Annotated in this window: 15 protein-coding genes and 3 pseudogenes; 10 read left to right on the top strand and 8 right to left on the bottom strand. The window is 72.5% G+C overall.

Features of this window, described 5'->3' with window-relative positions; genetic code table 11:
- A pseudogene (locus VT52_RS30650) lies at positions 1-205 on the bottom strand (crotonyl-CoA carboxylase/reductase); the annotation flags it as partial.
- 265 nt (positions 206-470) lie between these two features.
- Here VT52_RS30650 and VT52_RS30645 point away from each other — a divergent pair.
- The 4 genes from VT52_RS30645 (at position 471) to VT52_RS30630 (ending at position 3,166) form a co-directional block, all read left to right on the top strand.
- Positions 471-1,199, top strand: a complete 729-nt coding sequence (locus VT52_RS30645; protein ID WP_240509943.1) for a thioesterase II family protein — start codon at positions 471-473, stop codon at positions 1,197-1,199.
- Between the two features lie 901 nt (positions 1,200-2,100).
- Complete coding sequence (locus VT52_RS39595) at positions 2,101-2,298, top strand: hypothetical protein (protein WP_046425533.1); 198 nt, start codon at positions 2,101-2,103, stop codon at positions 2,296-2,298.
- Positions 2,280-2,636 (top strand): cytochrome P450, encoded by a 357-nt coding sequence (locus VT52_RS39590; RefSeq protein ID WP_053055641.1) that lies wholly within the window; start codon positions 2,280-2,282, stop codon positions 2,634-2,636. The genes VT52_RS39595 and VT52_RS39590 overlap by 19 nt, the downstream gene beginning before the upstream one ends.
- Positions 2,636-3,166 carry an MFS transporter gene (locus tag VT52_RS30630; RefSeq protein WP_053055639.1) on the top strand — a complete coding sequence of 177 codons (531 nt, stop codon included), beginning with the start codon at positions 2,636-2,638 and terminating at the stop codon, positions 3,164-3,166. The genes VT52_RS39590 and VT52_RS30630 overlap by 1 nt, the downstream gene beginning before the upstream one ends.
- Before the next feature lie 56 nt (positions 3,167-3,222).
- Here VT52_RS30630 and VT52_RS30625 read toward each other — a convergent pair whose 3' ends face one another.
- From VT52_RS30625 to VT52_RS30600, 6 genes are all read right to left on the bottom strand, one after another.
- Entirely contained in the window at positions 3,223-3,906 is a 684-nt protein-coding gene (locus VT52_RS30625; protein WP_046425543.1) for a DUF3558 domain-containing protein, read from the bottom strand.
- 151 nt (positions 3,907-4,057) lie between these two features.
- Positions 4,058-4,597, bottom strand: coding sequence for a hypothetical protein (locus VT52_RS30620; RefSeq protein ID WP_046425531.1), 540 nt, complete (start codon positions 4,595-4,597; stop codon positions 4,058-4,060).
- Positions 4,575-5,873, bottom strand: a complete 1,299-nt coding sequence (locus VT52_RS30615; protein WP_046425529.1) for a WXG100 family type VII secretion target — start codon at positions 5,871-5,873, stop codon at positions 4,575-4,577. The genes VT52_RS30620 and VT52_RS30615 overlap by 23 nt, the downstream gene beginning before the upstream one ends.
- Positions 5,873-6,175 carry a DUF6317 family protein gene (locus VT52_RS30610; RefSeq protein ID WP_046425527.1) on the bottom strand — a complete coding sequence of 101 codons (303 nt, stop codon included), beginning with the start codon at positions 6,173-6,175 and terminating at the stop codon, positions 5,873-5,875. Before VT52_RS30610 ends, VT52_RS30615 begins: the two co-directional genes overlap by 1 nt.
- Positions 6,172-6,684 carry a hypothetical protein gene (locus VT52_RS39145; protein ID WP_240509942.1) on the bottom strand — a complete coding sequence of 171 codons (513 nt, stop codon included), beginning with the start codon at positions 6,682-6,684 and terminating at the stop codon, positions 6,172-6,174. Before VT52_RS39145 ends, VT52_RS30610 begins: the two co-directional genes overlap by 4 nt.
- 191 nt (positions 6,685-6,875) lie before the next feature.
- Entirely contained in the window at positions 6,876-7,940 is a 1,065-nt protein-coding gene (locus tag VT52_RS30600) for a lipoate-protein ligase LplAB (RefSeq protein ID WP_046425526.1), read from the bottom strand.
- A 378-nt stretch (positions 7,941-8,318) separates the two neighbouring features.
- Between VT52_RS30600 and kdpF the strand changes: the two genes are divergently transcribed.
- The 3 genes and pseudogenes from kdpF to VT52_RS36290 form a co-directional block, all read left to right on the top strand.
- Complete coding sequence (kdpF, locus tag VT52_RS30595) at positions 8,319-8,408, top strand: K(+)-transporting ATPase subunit F (protein WP_037659531.1); 90 nt, start codon at positions 8,319-8,321, stop codon at positions 8,406-8,408.
- Between the two features lie 66 nt (positions 8,409-8,474).
- Positions 8,475-8,576: pseudogene (locus VT52_RS37295) on the top strand (potassium-transporting ATPase subunit KdpA); the annotation flags it as partial.
- A pseudogene (locus VT52_RS36290) lies at positions 8,550-8,769 on the top strand (winged helix-turn-helix domain-containing protein); the annotation flags it as partial. The pseudogenes VT52_RS37295 and VT52_RS36290, both read left to right, overlap by 27 nt.
- A gap of 18 nt (positions 8,770-8,787) precedes the next feature.
- Here the strand turns inward: VT52_RS36290 and VT52_RS30590 are convergent.
- Positions 8,788-9,477: an SDR family NAD(P)-dependent oxidoreductase gene (locus VT52_RS30590; RefSeq protein WP_046425523.1), complete on the bottom strand. Its 690-nt coding sequence runs from the start codon at positions 9,475-9,477 to the stop codon at positions 8,788-8,790.
- A gap of 247 nt (positions 9,478-9,724) precedes the next feature.
- Here VT52_RS30590 and VT52_RS30585 point away from each other — a divergent pair, with 247 nt between their 5' ends.
- From VT52_RS30585 to VT52_RS30575, 3 genes are all read left to right on the top strand, one after another.
- On the top strand, positions 9,725-11,500 hold the full coding sequence (locus VT52_RS30585; protein ID WP_046425540.1) for a gamma-glutamyltransferase family protein: 1,776 nt from the start codon (positions 9,725-9,727) through the stop codon (positions 11,498-11,500).
- A gap of 137 nt (positions 11,501-11,637) precedes the next feature.
- Entirely contained in the window at positions 11,638-13,056 is a 1,419-nt protein-coding gene (locus VT52_RS30580; protein WP_206306648.1) for a phytoene desaturase family protein, read from the top strand.
- A complete protein-coding gene (locus VT52_RS30575) occupies positions 13,053-13,562 on the top strand; it encodes an O-acetyl-ADP-ribose deacetylase (RefSeq protein ID WP_046428321.1) in 510 nt (169 codons plus the stop codon). The genes VT52_RS30580 and VT52_RS30575 overlap by 4 nt, the downstream gene beginning before the upstream one ends.
- Positions 13,563-13,756: the final 194 nt, after the last annotated feature.

Below are 13,756 nucleotides of genomic sequence, written 5' to 3'. Positions count from 1 at the left end.
CCTCACCCGGCCCGAGCTCGGGCAGCGGGACCTCCATGAGGTGAAGGGACTTGCGGGGGTCCTTCACCTCCGAGGCCAGTCCGTCGAACATCCCGACGTCGGTCTTGCGGACGGCGATGCCTCGATAGCTGTCCGGGAGCGGCAGCGCCGCGTAGTCGCCGGACGTCGCCTCCGAGGAGACGATGGCATCGACTATTTCCTTCACGTGGGTTTCCTCCGGCGGCGAGTGCGAGGTGGGGCAGTGCACGCCCGTCCCGCCAGAGAGTAGGCGTGCTCCTTTCTCCCGGAAAACCCCTACCGTCGGCGATCGACCCGCCTCTCCCCCTACCGTTCCGCCCGCCGCGAGTAGGGGATTGTCGCCGACCCGTCCCGCGGGCATCATGTGCAACCGCGAGGCTCGGCCCGGTTCACTGTGCGGAACGATTTGGAGTAGGCGGCGTGGTTGGTGACCTCGTTGAAGAGACCTCTTGGTGCGCAGGTTCCATCCTTCACCCGAGGCGCGATACCAGCTGCTCTGTTTTCCGCATTCAGGCGGATCCGCCAGTTTCTTCTTTCCCTTCTCGCAGCGGCTGGCCCCGGATGTCGATGTGTGGTCCATCCAGTACCCAGGGCGTCAGGACCGCGGGCTCGAAGCCAATGTCCCGCACCTCCACGAGCTGGCCGACCGAGTCGTCGAGGCGGTGGGCCCGCGACTCGAAAGCCCCTACGCCCTGTTCGGGCACAGCATGGGCGCGACGCTCGCCTACGAGGTCGCACTCCGGCTGCAGGCGGGCGGAAAGGAACCCGAAGCCCTCTTCGTCTCCGGGCGGCCCGCCCCGCACCGCAACGTCGACACGGGACTGCACCGGCTCTTGGACGAGGAGATCGCGGAGGACATCCGCGCACTCGACGGCCCCGGCTCGGAGATGTTCGGCGACGCGGACGTACTCCGGATGTTCCTCCCCGCGATCCGCAGCGACTACCACGCCGCGGAGACGTACGAATACGTGCCCGGCCGCGTTCTGAAATGCCCCGTCCGCGGCTTCACGGGATTCTCGGATCCACGGGTGGAAGCCGGCGAGATGCACCACTGGGGCGACCACACGGAGGGATCTTTCCAGCTGGACGTCTTCTCGGGAGGTCATTTCTATCTCGTCGACGGCCAGGAGGAGATCGCCGGTGAGATCGAGCGCACCTTGTGCGGTGCGGGACGCGGTTGAGGAAATGCGGTGTCGAGTACGTCCGGGGCGCCCGCGGGACGTGCCGGCGCACCGGGCACGGCTTCGTTCCCGCCGAATGCCGTCGGCGACCAGGAAGGAGCGGCGCCGACCGGTCCGACCCCGCCCACCGGGCTGACCTGGATCACCGCCGCCACCCCCGTACCCGCCGGGCCGGCCCCGACCCCCTACCGCCACTGTGTTCCGGCGACCGCCCGGCGCCGACCGAGCCGCCGTTCTCAAGGCGAACGCCCCGCGCGCGGGCGGCATGACGCGGGAGGACGGACCGCCCCGTGGCCGCGTGCCGGTGACCGGCGGCGGCACCCCGGCCGGTCGCCGAGGCGGGCGGCCGCCTCGGCGCGGACGTGGCGACGGCCGGCCGGCTGCCCGGTCTCATCGCGTCGAGGCGGGCGGAGCCGTCGCCCGCCTCCTCCGGCACCACGGCCCGCGGGGAGCACGGTCTTTGCGCGCACGGGCGTGAGGTCCGTGGCTCCGTGACAACGGAACTCCCGTGCGTCGTCCGCGACGTGCGTGATGGCCGCGTCAGGGCATGCGGGGCCGCCTGAGGCTTCCCCTCGCGTACCCGCGCGTGCCGGCCGCCCGGCGCGGCGGCACCGGGGCGGCCTCCGTCCCCCGGCTCCGGAGCACACGCACCGCTCGGCCCGGCCGGGGACCGGAGATCCGGTCCGGCCCGCGGGGTCCGTGGCGGAACGACCGCGTGAACTTCCCGGACCTTCCTGGCGCAGTCCCCGGTTCGTGCCGGGACACAACGACGTAAGGACTGACGTGGACCGATCGAACACACTTGCCCCGCTGCCCGCCGAACCCCCGCCGGGCCGTCCCTTCTCCCCGCCTCGGGAATACACGGGTCTGCGCGGTCGAACACCCGGTCAGCCGTGTCTCGTTGCCCGACGGGAGCTGGGCCTGGCCGCTGACGCGCTACGCGGACATCCGCGCCGCCCTGTCGGACCTGGTGCGGTCCCCGGCACTCCCGCTTCCCTCCCTCGTCATCAGCCTGCTGCCCGGCGTGCCGTACGCGGACCGGGACCTGTTCCAGTCGATCACCGCCTGGTCCACAGGCGCATGGGCGAGGACGAGTTGACCCGGGAGGAGGCGACCGGGACCGCCACGCTGCTGCTGATCGCCGGGCACGAGACCACCGCGAACATGATCGGGCTCGGCGCGCTGACACTGATCCGCCATCCGCACGCGGCCGGTGAACTGCGCGCGGACCCCTCCTTGATGCCGGGCGCCGTCGAGGAACTGCCGCGGTTCCACAGCATCACGCGCGGCGGGCCGCGGCGGGCCGCGATCGTGCTCCTGGTCGCGCTGGTCGTGCAACAGCGCCGCAGTTCGGCTCCGGTCGTTCCGCTCGTCGTCTTTGCGAACCCAGCTTCACCGCGGCCAACCTCGTCGGGTTCCTCATCAACTTCGGGCTGATGGGCGGGATCTTCATGCTCTGTCTCCTCCTGCAGAACGCGCGGGGAGCCTCGCCCGTCCTGGCCGGAATCCAGATGGTGCCCATGATGGCCGGACCACTGCTCGGCAACCTGATGTTCGCCCGGTACAGCCGACGCTGGGGCGTGCGTCGGCCACTGATCGCCGCCTTGTCCCTCGCGTGCGTGGCGTCCGCGGCGCTCCTCGGCGTCAGCGAGTCCACGCCGTACTGGATACTGGCCGCGGCCGTCGGCATCGCCGACTTCGGCGTCGGCGTCGGTGCGCCGGCCATGACCTTCGCCCTGATGGAGTCAGCGGGCCCGGAGCACGCGAACATCGCCAGCTCGATGCTCAACACGAACCGTCAGTTCGGTGGACTGGTCGGGGTCGCCGTCATCGGCATCGCGCCGGCGAATCCCGGCGACTGGTACGCGGGAGCGTGCTCCTCCTTCCTCGTCACCGCCCTCTGCTACGGCGCGGCCGCGCTGGTCACGCTGAAGTACGTCCCGGCGACGGGCCGTCGGGCGGTGTGAAGCGGGACGGGCGCCGAGGAGGAACCCGGAACGCCGGGTCCCGGCGGGCAGGACGATCAGCCGGAGCCGGACCCTGACCGCCCGCCCACGAGCGCCCCGACCGCCGACCGCGCCACCTTGATGGCGCCCTTGTTGATCTCGTCCGTCCCCGGCGCCTTCTTGGTGTCGAAGTCGCTGCCGCTGTACGTCACCACGACCAGCGCGTTGGAGACGCGGACGATCACCACGCCCTCGCGGGTCTGCTGCTTGTCCTCGGTGGACAGGTCGACCACGGAGTAGGCGCTGTCCCCGAGCCCCGGCACGGTGCCGCCGCCGCTCTTCCTGCTCACCTGCTGCTGGTACTCCTGCTTGGCCTCGTCCACGGAGCCGTTGATCTCGTAGGAGATGTCGAGCCAGTGGTAGTCGTAGCCGTGCAGGGCGTTCCAGGAGCAGGTGCGGCGCAGCTTCGGGTCGGTCGAGGGGATCTCCTTGCCGGCCGGTTTCGCCCCGGGCACCAGGTCGCCCACGGTCGAGGCGGACACGGCGGAGCAGGGCGAGGAAGCGGTGGAGTACGACTTCGCCGCCGCCGAGGGGGAGGGCGCGGCGGACGACGACTGTTCGGGAGCGCTCGCCTCGGACCGGTGCCCGGTGGACGCCTGGGGCGTGGCCGGGGTGGAGGACAGCGCCCATCCGGCGCAGGCGAGGACCGCGACCGGGGTCAGTCGGGCGGTGAGGGCGAGCGGCAGAGGCAGAGAACGCACGGCGCACATCTCGTGGGAGGGGGACGGGGACGACAGTGTCACATGACTGTCCGTGCGGTGGAAGCGTGAACTCGCTGGGTGTCCACGCGATCACCGCGGGGCGCTCACGACGTACCGCTCCGCACGTTTTGCGGTGTCGTGGGCGCCCGCGTCAGCGGCTCGCGGGGTGTGTCTCCAGCCAGCGGCGGGCGCCGACCTCGCTGGGTGATTCGCGGACGGCGACGAGCGCCGTCATCGCGCCGACGCACCACGCGACGATCGGAGGCAGGACCGGCGCGGCGAGCAGCAACGGGATGAGTCCCGCCCGCGACCAGTACACGGCGCGCCGGGACTCCGCCCGCCTGAGCGCGCGGACCGCGCCGGGTGCCGGCGGGTCCTGCAACAACCGGCGCAGCTTCCGGCGTTGGCTGACCCAGCCCCAGCCGATGGTCACGCACGAAGCGACGATCTGCACGATGTCCCAGACCCGGCGCGCACCGGGCGGCAGGTAGGTGCGCGGGGCACCCGAGTACAACACGAGTGCGATGTAGCAGAAGAACGCCAGGACCACGAGCAGGAACAGGGCGTTGACCGTACGGCGCAGCCAGTAGCGCGGCCCGCGTGCGTACCAGGTGGTGCCGAGTCCCGGCAGCGCCGGGATCCGGGCGGGTGCCGAGGAGGCCGTGGCCTCAGAAGATGCTCTTGATGCCATGCCACACATCGTCTTTCAGTCGAACGAAGTCGTCACCGGTCTTGGACAGCACGTGTCCCGAGCCTGTCAGCACACCGCCGACCACACCGTGGTCGTGGATGTCCTCGCTCCAGTGCTCGTGGAAGGAGTGGTCGATGATGCCGGTCGCGCCGATCACCACGGCGCCGCCGACGCCCGCCACCACGGCGACGGGCACATCGACGGGCGCGGTCGCCACCAGGCCCGCCGTGATGGCCGTACCGGCCGCGAGACCCGCGATGTTGGCGCCGCCGTCCACCGCGACCGACTTCTGCCACGACCAGCCCTTGTCATGGTCGTCGGACGCCTCCAGCAGACCGCACGCGCCGGCCGCTGCCACGTCCAGCACCGGGATCTCCTTCAGGAAGTCCGGTACCGACTCCAGGCTCCTGCCCGTGCGCAGCAGATCCGCCGCGTCGGCCAGCTTCACGTTCAGCGCACGGTCGTACGGCAACTTGGTGCTGCCGTTCTCGGCGCGCGCGATCGCGTCCTCCAGGTCGTCCACCTCGGTGAGCGCGTCCTTGTAGGCACCCTTGGCGGGCAGGTCCTTGGGCAGCGCCCTGCCCGCCTTCTGGTACGCCTTGCGCTCGGCGCGCAGCTCCTTCTTGGCGTCCTGCGCCGCCTGCTTGGCGTCGTCCAGCCTGGAGCGGGCCTGCTCGCCGCCGGCGCGGGCGTCCTCGGCGTCGTACGCGTACAGGCCGCGCAGATAGTCCACGATGGCGACCTTGTCGCCCTTGGACACCGAGCCGTCCTTCGACGTCACCTGGTCGTACAGGTCCGACAGCTGCCGCGCCGCCTCGATGCGCGCGTGCTGGGCGGTGTGCAGGATCCGCTCGCGCACCTTCGCGTAGTCGTTCATCGCGGAGATGGTCTGCTGGTCGTCCGCGCTCGGCGGGTCCGCAGTCATGATCGGCTGCGGCGCGCCCCTGGAGTCGCAGACCACGCCCTTGCGGGACGCCGTGTGCTCCGCGTTCTGGAGGGACGTCTCACAGGTGGTCAGCGCGTCGGCGAGGGTGCCGATGACGGTGCCGGCCTGGTGCACCAGCTCGGCGAAGCCGCCGGCCGTGACCTCGTCCTCGCTCCACTTGCCGCGGAACGTCTCGGCCGCCTCGCCCTTCCAGCTCGCGTCGCCCGCCAGCTTCTCCACCGCGGTGCTCAGCGGCTTGACCACGCCTTCGAGTTTTTCCTTGGCGTTCTTGTACGTGGTGGCCATCGTGTGCAGGCCGCCGATGTCGCCGCCCACCCAGCTGTCGCCCATCAGTCCAGACCCTCCGTCAGGTCCTCGAAGACGCCGTGTATGTCCACGTCGTGCCGGTGGAAGGAGTCGCGCGCGTACGCGGCCTTGTCGCCGTGGTCGTCCATGCGGTCGGCGAGTCCGGTGTGCAGGCCGATGATGAGGTCCGCGACCTCCTTGATCGCGGAGTCCAGCGCCGGATCGCCACCGCCGACGATGGCCGGGGACACGTCCGGGGCGAGCTTGCGGTAGTCGCCCGCCTGTTCGTGGAAGGCCTTGGCCAGCCCGGTGAGGTCGTCGTAGACGACCTTGAAATCGGCCGTCACCGGCGTACCTCCTGTGCGAGGGCGGCCAGGTCCGCGGGCCGCCAGTTGGGTTCTCCGGGCGCGACGCGTGGATCGAGCAGGACCATGACGCCCCGGCCGTCCATCTCCTCGGCCAGCGGACCGAGCGAACCGGCCACCCACGGCTGCGCCTCGCCGAGCGCCGCCGCCAGCTTCGCCGGGGAGGTGAAGGCGAAGGCCACCGTGCCCCGTACGGGGTGTTCGAAGAGCTCCAGCACGATGAAGGGCACCCGCACCGGCCGGCCCTCGCTGCCGATCCCGGCGACCGAGCGCGGATGCGCGGGCACGCACACCGGCGTGTGGTACGGCGGCACACCGGGCCGGGGGCCGGGGCGGCCGTCGGCCGCGGGCGGCGGGGGAGGGGCGGACTCGGCGAGGTCCAGCAGGGCCGAGCGACGCGGTCGCGCCCCGTCCCGCGAGGGTTCGCCACCCGGCGGCGCGGGCTCCCGGTCCACGAAATCGAGCAGGCGTGAACGTATCGGCGCCGTCACCGCCGTCACCTCTTCCCCGTGGTCGTGCGTGGCCGATTCAGGCCCGACCACGGTAGCCAGCGGACGGCGGGGCAAATCCGGCTATGTCGGGGCCGGTGACCTGGACATGCACGGAACCCCTACAGGCGTTTGATCGGGGCATGGGCATGCCTTGACCCGCACCTGAATCGTGCCTCCGCGTGCGGGTGAGGTCACGGAACCCGGGCGGTCCACTCCCCGGTGGTGAACTTCGTCCGAGCCAGTTCCCGGGCCCGCGCCAGTTCCTCGTCCGTGACCTCGCCCGGTGCGAGGCCGTAGCGCGCGCGGAAGGAGTCGATCATGCGGTCGATGACGGCCTCACGGGTCAGCCCGGTCTGCCGGCGCAGCGGATCCACCCGCTTCTTCGCGCTCCTCGTCCCCTTGTCAGACAGCTTCTCCCGGCCGATGCGCAGCACTTCGGTCATCTTGTCGGCATCGATGTCGTACGACATGGTCACGTGGTGCAGCACCGCGCCCGGACCGCCGCCCGGTCCGACGACCCGCTTCTGCGCGGCGCCCGCGATCTTGCCCTGGTCGGTGGCGATGTCGTTCAGCGGCTGGTACCAGGCCCGGATGCCCATGTCGCCGAGCGCGGCGAGCACCCAGTCGTCCAGGTAGGCGTAGCTGTCCTGGAAGGACAGGCCGTGCACCAGGGACTCGGGCACGGACAGGGAGTACGTGATGGTGTTGCCGGGCTCCACGAACATCGCGCCGCCGCCGGAGATCCGCCGCACCACCTCGATGCCGTGGCGGGCGGCGCCGTCCGGATCCACCTCGTTGCGCAGCGACTGGAAGCTGCCGATGATCACCGCCGGGGCGCCCCACTCCCACACCCGCAGCGTCGGCGGGCGCCGGCCCGCGGCCACCTCGGCGGTCAGCACCTCGTCCAGGGCCATGTGCAGGGCCGGGGACTGGGGACCCTCGTGGATCAACTGCCAGTCGTAGTCCGTCCAGTCGGTGGCGTGCGCCAGCGCACGGCGGACCGCGACGGCGATGCCCTCCGCCGTCAGCCCGTACATCACCGTGCCCGCGGGCAGCGCCGCCTCGATGCGCGCGGCGAGCCCGGTCGCGTCCGTGCCCTCCGGGGCGCCCTCCAGCGCGCCGTTCACCGCGTCCAGTGCCTCGTCCGGCTCCAGGAAGAAGTCGCCCGCCACCCGGACGGCGCGCAGCACGCCGCCGTCCGTCTCCACATCCACGACGACCAGCTTGCCGCCGGGCACCTTGTACTCTCCGTGCACCGCCTGGACCCTCCGTCTCCCTCGGCGTGACCGACGCACCGCCTCCCCGGGGTGTTCCCCGCCGGCCGTCCAGCCCAGGCTCCGGCAAAACGGTGCCGATGTCCCCGGACGCGCCGCGGGCTGTGAACCGGCCACCGCACCACGGGCCTGTCGGCCGGTACGGATCACGCACCGCAAGAGACGCGTCAAAGGCGAAGGGGTCGCCGTAAGAGGGACGTCAACCCCGGCCAGAACCGGCCACGGAGGCGTTTTCCTCTTACCGTCCGCTTTCCTCCGAACCTCATTCCAGGAGTTCACGATGGCCGATCTGGCCTTCGTCGTCACCACGATCGTGTCGTTCGCGCTGGTGGCTCCCGTCGCCAAGGGGGTGACGAAGCCGTGACCGCCGAGAACATCGTCGGCCTGATCGTGGCCGTCGCCCTGCTGGGCTATCTCGTCCTCGCCCTGATCTTCCCGGAGAGGTTCTGACGGTGCGCCCCGCACTCGCAGGATTCCTGCAACTGCTCGCCCTGATCGGCGTGCTGGCACTCGTGCCAGGGGATGCTGCCCGGCTCGCCGGCCTTCTCCTCGGTCGACCCGGCGCGGTCGTTCAACACCGCCGTGTCGTTCGTGACCAACACCAACTGGCAGTCCTACATCCTCGTGACCAACCCCGGCCGGCTGATCACCCAGCGGCAACTGCTGCGGGAGGTGGGGGGGCATGCGGGCCGGCAAGACCAACTACCTGCGGGTCCACATGGCCCAGCTCCGCCGCAAACTGGAGGACGACCCCGCTCACCCCCGCTATCTGATCACCGAGCCGGGGATGGGGTACCGCGTCGAGGCGTGAGCCGGGTCCGGTGCGCTGCTACCAGGGCAGCGGGCCCGTCGCGTCGAAGTAGCCGCCGGTCGGGCCGTCCGGGCCCAGCTGGGCCATCCGGACGATGATCTCGGCGCCCTGCTCGACGGTCCCCGTGACCTCGTCCCGGTTCGGGTCCGTCGCGGTGTAGCCGGGCTCCACGGCGTTGACCCGCATCCGGGGGAACGCCTTGGCGAACTGCACGGTGAGCATGTTGACCGCGGACTTGGACGCCGGGTAGGCGACCCCCGGGTACCCCTTGCCGGCCAGGGCCAGCGAGGCGAGGCTGCTGCTGACGTTCACCACGACCGGGGCGGCGGAACGCTCCAGCAGCGGCAGGAAGGCGTGGGTCACCCGGACCAGGCCGAAGACGTTGGTCTCGAACACCTCCCGCATCACGTCGGCGGTCAGCTCCGCGGCGCCGATGATGTCGCCTCCCGGCGACCGCACCTCGATCCCGGCGTTGTTGACCAGGACGTCCAGGCCGCCGTCGGCCTCGACGGCGGCCGCGGCGGCGGCGACCGAGGCGTCGTCGGTGACGTCCAGCCGTACGAACCGGGCGCCGAGCCCGGCCGCGGCCGCCGTGCCCCGCTCGATGTCGCGCGCTCCCAGGTAGACGGTGTGGCCCGCGGCGATCAGACGGCGGGCGGTCTCGTGGCCGAGGCCCCTGTTGACTCCGGTTACCAAGGCTGTGGTCATGGGGCACAGCTTCCCTCCGGGACGACGTGATCGACCAATGGTTTACGGCACGCTCCGCGACGCGGTCCGGCCCGGCCGGCCGGTTCACGCTCCTGACCGCTCAGGCCCGGCGCGCGGGTCACATCGTGGGCGGGACCCTCGGTAGCCTGGCGCCGATCGAACGACCGGCCGACCGGAATCAGCCCACACTCCCGCGAGGTGAGACGTGCAGTTCACCACCCGGCCCACCCTGCAAGGCACCTTCGGCATGGCCTCCGCCACCCACTGGCTGGCCGCGCAGTCCGCGATGGCGGTGCTGGAGGACGGCGGCAACGCCTTCGACGCGGCCGTGGCGGGCGCCTTCGTGCTGCACGTCGTGGAGCCGCACCTGAACGGCCCGGCCGGCGAGGTGCCGATCCTGCTGGCCCCGGCAGGCGGCGCGGTACGGGTGCTGTGCGGGCAGGGCGTGGCACCCGTGGGCGCCACCGCCGCCCACTACCGGGACCTCGGCCTGGACCTCGTCCCCGGCACCGGCCCCCTCGCCGCCGCCGTGCCCGGCGCCTTCGACGCCTGGCTGCTGCTGCTGCGCGACCACGGCACCAAGTCCCTGGACGACGTGCTGAAATACGCCATCGGCTACGCGGAACACGGTCACCCGCCGGTGGAGAACATCGGCGCGACCGTCGCCGGGGTACGGGCCCTGTTCGAGACCGAGTGGACGTCCTCGGCGGAGCTGTACCTGCCAGGCGGCCGCGCGCCCCGCCCCGGTGTGCCGCTGCGCAACCCGGCCCTCGCCGCCACCTGGCGCCGGCTGCTCGCCGAGACCGCGCGGGCCGGGGACCGGGAGGCCCGCGTCGACGCGGCCCGCGAGGTGTGGCGCGGCGGCTTCATAGCCGAGGCCCTGGTACGGCAGGCCCGCCGCCCCACCCTGGACACCAGCGGCGAACGGCACACCGGGACGCTCGACGCGGACGACCTCGCCAACTGGTCCGCGACGTACGAGGATCCGGTGTCGTACGACTGGAACGGCTGGACCGTGTGCAAGGCGGGCCCCTGGAGCCAGGGCCCCGCCTTCCTCCAGCAACTCGCCCTGCTGCCGTCGGAACTGCCCGGGTACGGCAGCGCCGACTACGTCCATCTCCTCGTCGAGGGCTGCAAACTGGCCATGGCCGACCGGGAGGCCTGGTACGGCGACGCCGCCGAGGTGCCGCTCGCGGAGCTGCTGTCGGACGAGTACAACGCCGGGCGGCGCGCGCTGGTCGGGCGCGAGGCGTCGTACGAACTGCGTCCCGGCGCCCCCGGCGGCCGCACCCCGCGGCTGCCCGCCCCGGCCCGCGAGTCCGTGCCGCGCGCGGCCGAGGGGTTCGACCCGATGGGCGTGGGGGAGCCGACGGTCGCGCGGCCGCCCGGCGACCCCCGGGTGGCCGCCGACGGGGGTACCCGGGGCGACACCTGTCACCTCGACGTGGTCGACCGCTGGGGCAACATGATCGCGGCCACGCCCAGCGGCGGCTGGCTCCAGTCCAACCCCGTCGTGCCCGAACTGGGCTTCCCGCTCGGCACCCGGCTCCAGATGGCCTGGCTGGAGGAGGGCCTGCCGAACACCCTCACCCCCGGCCGCCGCCCCCGCACCACTCTCACTCCCTCCCTCGCGCTGCGCGACGGCGTCCCGGTCATGGCGTTCGGCACGCCCGGCGGCGACCAGCAGGACCAGTGGCAGCCGCACTTCTTCCTGGCCGTCGCCCTGCGCGCCCCGGTCCGCGGCGGTCTCGACCTCCAGGGCGCCGTCGACGCCCCCAACTGGCACAACGACGCCTTCCCCAGCTCCTTCTACCCCCGCGGCCACCACCCCGGCGGCCTGACCGTGGAGTCCCGGATGCCGGACGCGGTGGTGGCCGGTCTGCGCCGCCGCGGCCACGACCTCACCCTCGGCCCCGCCTGGTCCGAGGGCCGCCTGTGCGCGGTCGCCCGCGACCCGGAGACCGGCATCCTGTCGGCTGCGGCGAACCCGCGCGGGATGCAGGGGTACGCGGTGGGGCGCTGACCGCCCTGGCCCCCCGGGCCCCTTTCGGCGCCGGCGCGGCCGCCCGCCGCCCCCACCCGGGCCGCCCGGCCCCGCGCTGTCGGTGGCCCGGCATATCCTGGCCCCGAGTGGCCATCGGCTGACGAAGGGGTCCGAAGGTGCCGTCGATGCTCGATGCGGTCGTGGTGGGTGCGGGTCCGAACGGACTGACCGCCGCCGTGGAACTGGCCCGGCGGGGGTTCTCCGTGGCCCTGTTCGAGGCGTGCTCCACCGTGGGCGGCGGCGCCCGCACCGAGGAGCTGACGCTGCCCGGCTTCCGGCACGACCCCTGCTCGGCCGCCCACCCCCTGGGCATCAACTCGCCCGCCTTCCGCGCCCTGCCCCTGGAGCGCTACGGCCTCGAATGGCTGCACGCCGAGCTGCCCATGGCGCACCCCTTCCCGGACGGCACGGCGGCCGTGCTCTCCCGCTCGGTCGCCGAGACCGCCGCCTCCTTCGGACCGCGCGACGCGGGGGCGTACCGAAGACTGGTCGAGCCGCTGCTCGCCCACTGGGACACGCTCGTGCGGGACTTCATGTCCCTGCCGCTGACCGCGCTGCCCCGCGACCCCGTCACCCTCGCCCGGTTCGGCCTGGCCGGGCTGCCGCCGTCCACCTGGCTGATGCGCCGGTTCAAGGACGAGCGGATCAAGACCCTGTTCGCCGGGCTCGTCGCCCATGTGATGGCCCCGCTGGACGGGCTCGCCACCGGCGCCGTCGGCCTGGTCTTCGCGCTCGCCGCGCACGCCCGCGGCTGGCCGGTGGCCCGCGGCGGCTCCCAGGCCATCTCGGACGCGCTGGCCGCCTACCTCCTGGACCTCGGCGGCGCGGTGCACACCGACTACCCGGTCAGACGCCTGGACGACCTGCCGCCCGCGCGCGCCTACGTCTTCGACACCTCGCCCGCCGCCCTCGCCCGCATCGCCGGCTTCGGCGCCCACTACGACCGCTACCGCTACGGCCCCGGCGTCTTCAAGATCGACTACGCGCTGGACGGCCCGGTGCCCTGGACCGCCCCCGAGGCCCGCGTCGCCGGCACCGTCCAGATCGGCGCGAGCCGGGCCGAGATCGGCACCGCCCTGCGGGCCGCCTCCCGGGACGGCCGCGCCCCCGAGAAGCCGTTCATGATCACCGTGCAGCCCGGCGTGGCCGACCCCGGCCGCGCCCCCGCGGGCAAGCACGTCTTCTGGGCGTACGGCCATGTGCCCAACGGCTGGTCGGGGGACCTCACCGACGCCATAGAACGGCAGCTGGAGCGCTTCGCCCCCGGCTTCCGCGACCGTGTCCTCGCCCGCGCCGTCGCCGGCCCCGCCGAGATGGCCGCCCGCAACGCCAACTACGTGGGCGGTGACATCGCCTGCGGCGCCGCCTCCGGGCTCCAGCTGCTGCTGCGGCCCCGGCCGACCCTGTTCCCCTACCACACCCCCCACCCGGCCGTCTTCATCTGCTCCTCGGCCACCCCGCCGGGACCGGGCGTCCACGGCATGTCGGGACACAACGCGGCGAAGGCCGTGTGGCGGAGGCTGAGGCAGACATGACCGGCATCCTGCTCGTCGAGGGCGACATCACCCACCAGAGCGCCGACGCGATCGTCAACGCGGCCAACTCCTCGCTGCTCGGCGGGGGCGGGGTCGACGGCGCCATCCACCGCCGCGGCGGCCCGGAGATCCTCGCCGAGTGCCGCGCCCTGCGTGCCGCGCGGTACGGCCGGGGGCTGCCGACCGGACAGGCCGTCGCGACGACCGCCGGACGGCTCGACGCCCGCTGGGTGATCCATACCGTCGGACCGGTCTTCAGCGAGGGCGAGGACCGCTCGCCGCTGCTCGCCTCCTGCTACCGGGAGTCCCTGGGCGTCGCCGACGCGCTCGGCGCCCGCACGGTGGCCTTTCCGGCCATCTCCACCGGCGTCTACCGCTGGCCCATGGCCGACGCCGCCCGGATCGCCCTTCAGACCGTCCGCTCCGTGGAGACGGCCGTCGAGGAGATCCGCTTCGTGCTCTTCGACGCCCCGGCGTACGAGGTGTTCGCCCGTCAGATCGGTTGATCCGGCGGCCTTTTCACGCCCTCCTGCCGTTTTCCTGCCGTTCTCTCGTCACCGCTCGCGGACAACTTGCGTGCCGCTATCCGGAATTGTCGGAGCAGTAGCGGGTATTCGCCGCAACCCGGGCGGTGAGCAGGCTTGTTGGCCTGTCTCGGAGTTGCAAAGGTTCCCCTAAACGGGTGATAGCATCCCCGCGT

Source organism: Streptomyces malaysiense (genome assembly GCF_000980885.2).
Taxonomy (GTDB): domain Bacteria; phylum Actinomycetota; class Actinomycetes; order Streptomycetales; family Streptomycetaceae; genus Streptomyces; species Streptomyces malaysiense.
The sequence above is the reverse complement of the archived record's forward strand: the minus strand, read 5'-3'. Positions and strand labels throughout refer to the sequence as shown.

What these genes read in the sequence shown, in the direction of transcription:
- VT52_RS39590 (WP_053055641.1), top strand. Translation starts at nt 2,280, where the DNA reads ATGGGCGAGGACGAGTTGACCCGGGAGGAGGCGACCGGGACCGCCACG.
- VT52_RS30630 (WP_053055639.1), top strand. Translation starts at nt 2,636, where the DNA reads ATGGGCGGGATCTTCATGCTCTGTCTCCTCCTGCAGAACGCGCGGGGA.
- VT52_RS30620 (WP_046425531.1), bottom strand. Translation starts at nt 4,597, where the DNA reads ATGGCATCAAGAGCATCTTCTGAGGCCACGGCCTCCTCGGCACCCGCC.
- VT52_RS30615 (WP_046425529.1), bottom strand. Translation starts at nt 5,873, where the DNA reads ATGGGCGACAGCTGGGTGGGCGGCGACATCGGCGGCCTGCACACGATG.
- VT52_RS30590 (WP_046425523.1), bottom strand. Translation starts at nt 9,477, where the DNA reads ATGACCACAGCCTTGGTAACCGGAGTCAACAGGGGCCTCGGCCACGAG.
- VT52_RS30585 (WP_046425540.1), top strand. Translation starts at nt 9,725, where the DNA reads ATGGCCTCCGCCACCCACTGGCTGGCCGCGCAGTCCGCGATGGCGGTG.
- VT52_RS30575 (WP_046428321.1), top strand. Translation starts at nt 13,053, where the DNA reads ATGACCGGCATCCTGCTCGTCGAGGGCGACATCACCCACCAGAGCGCC.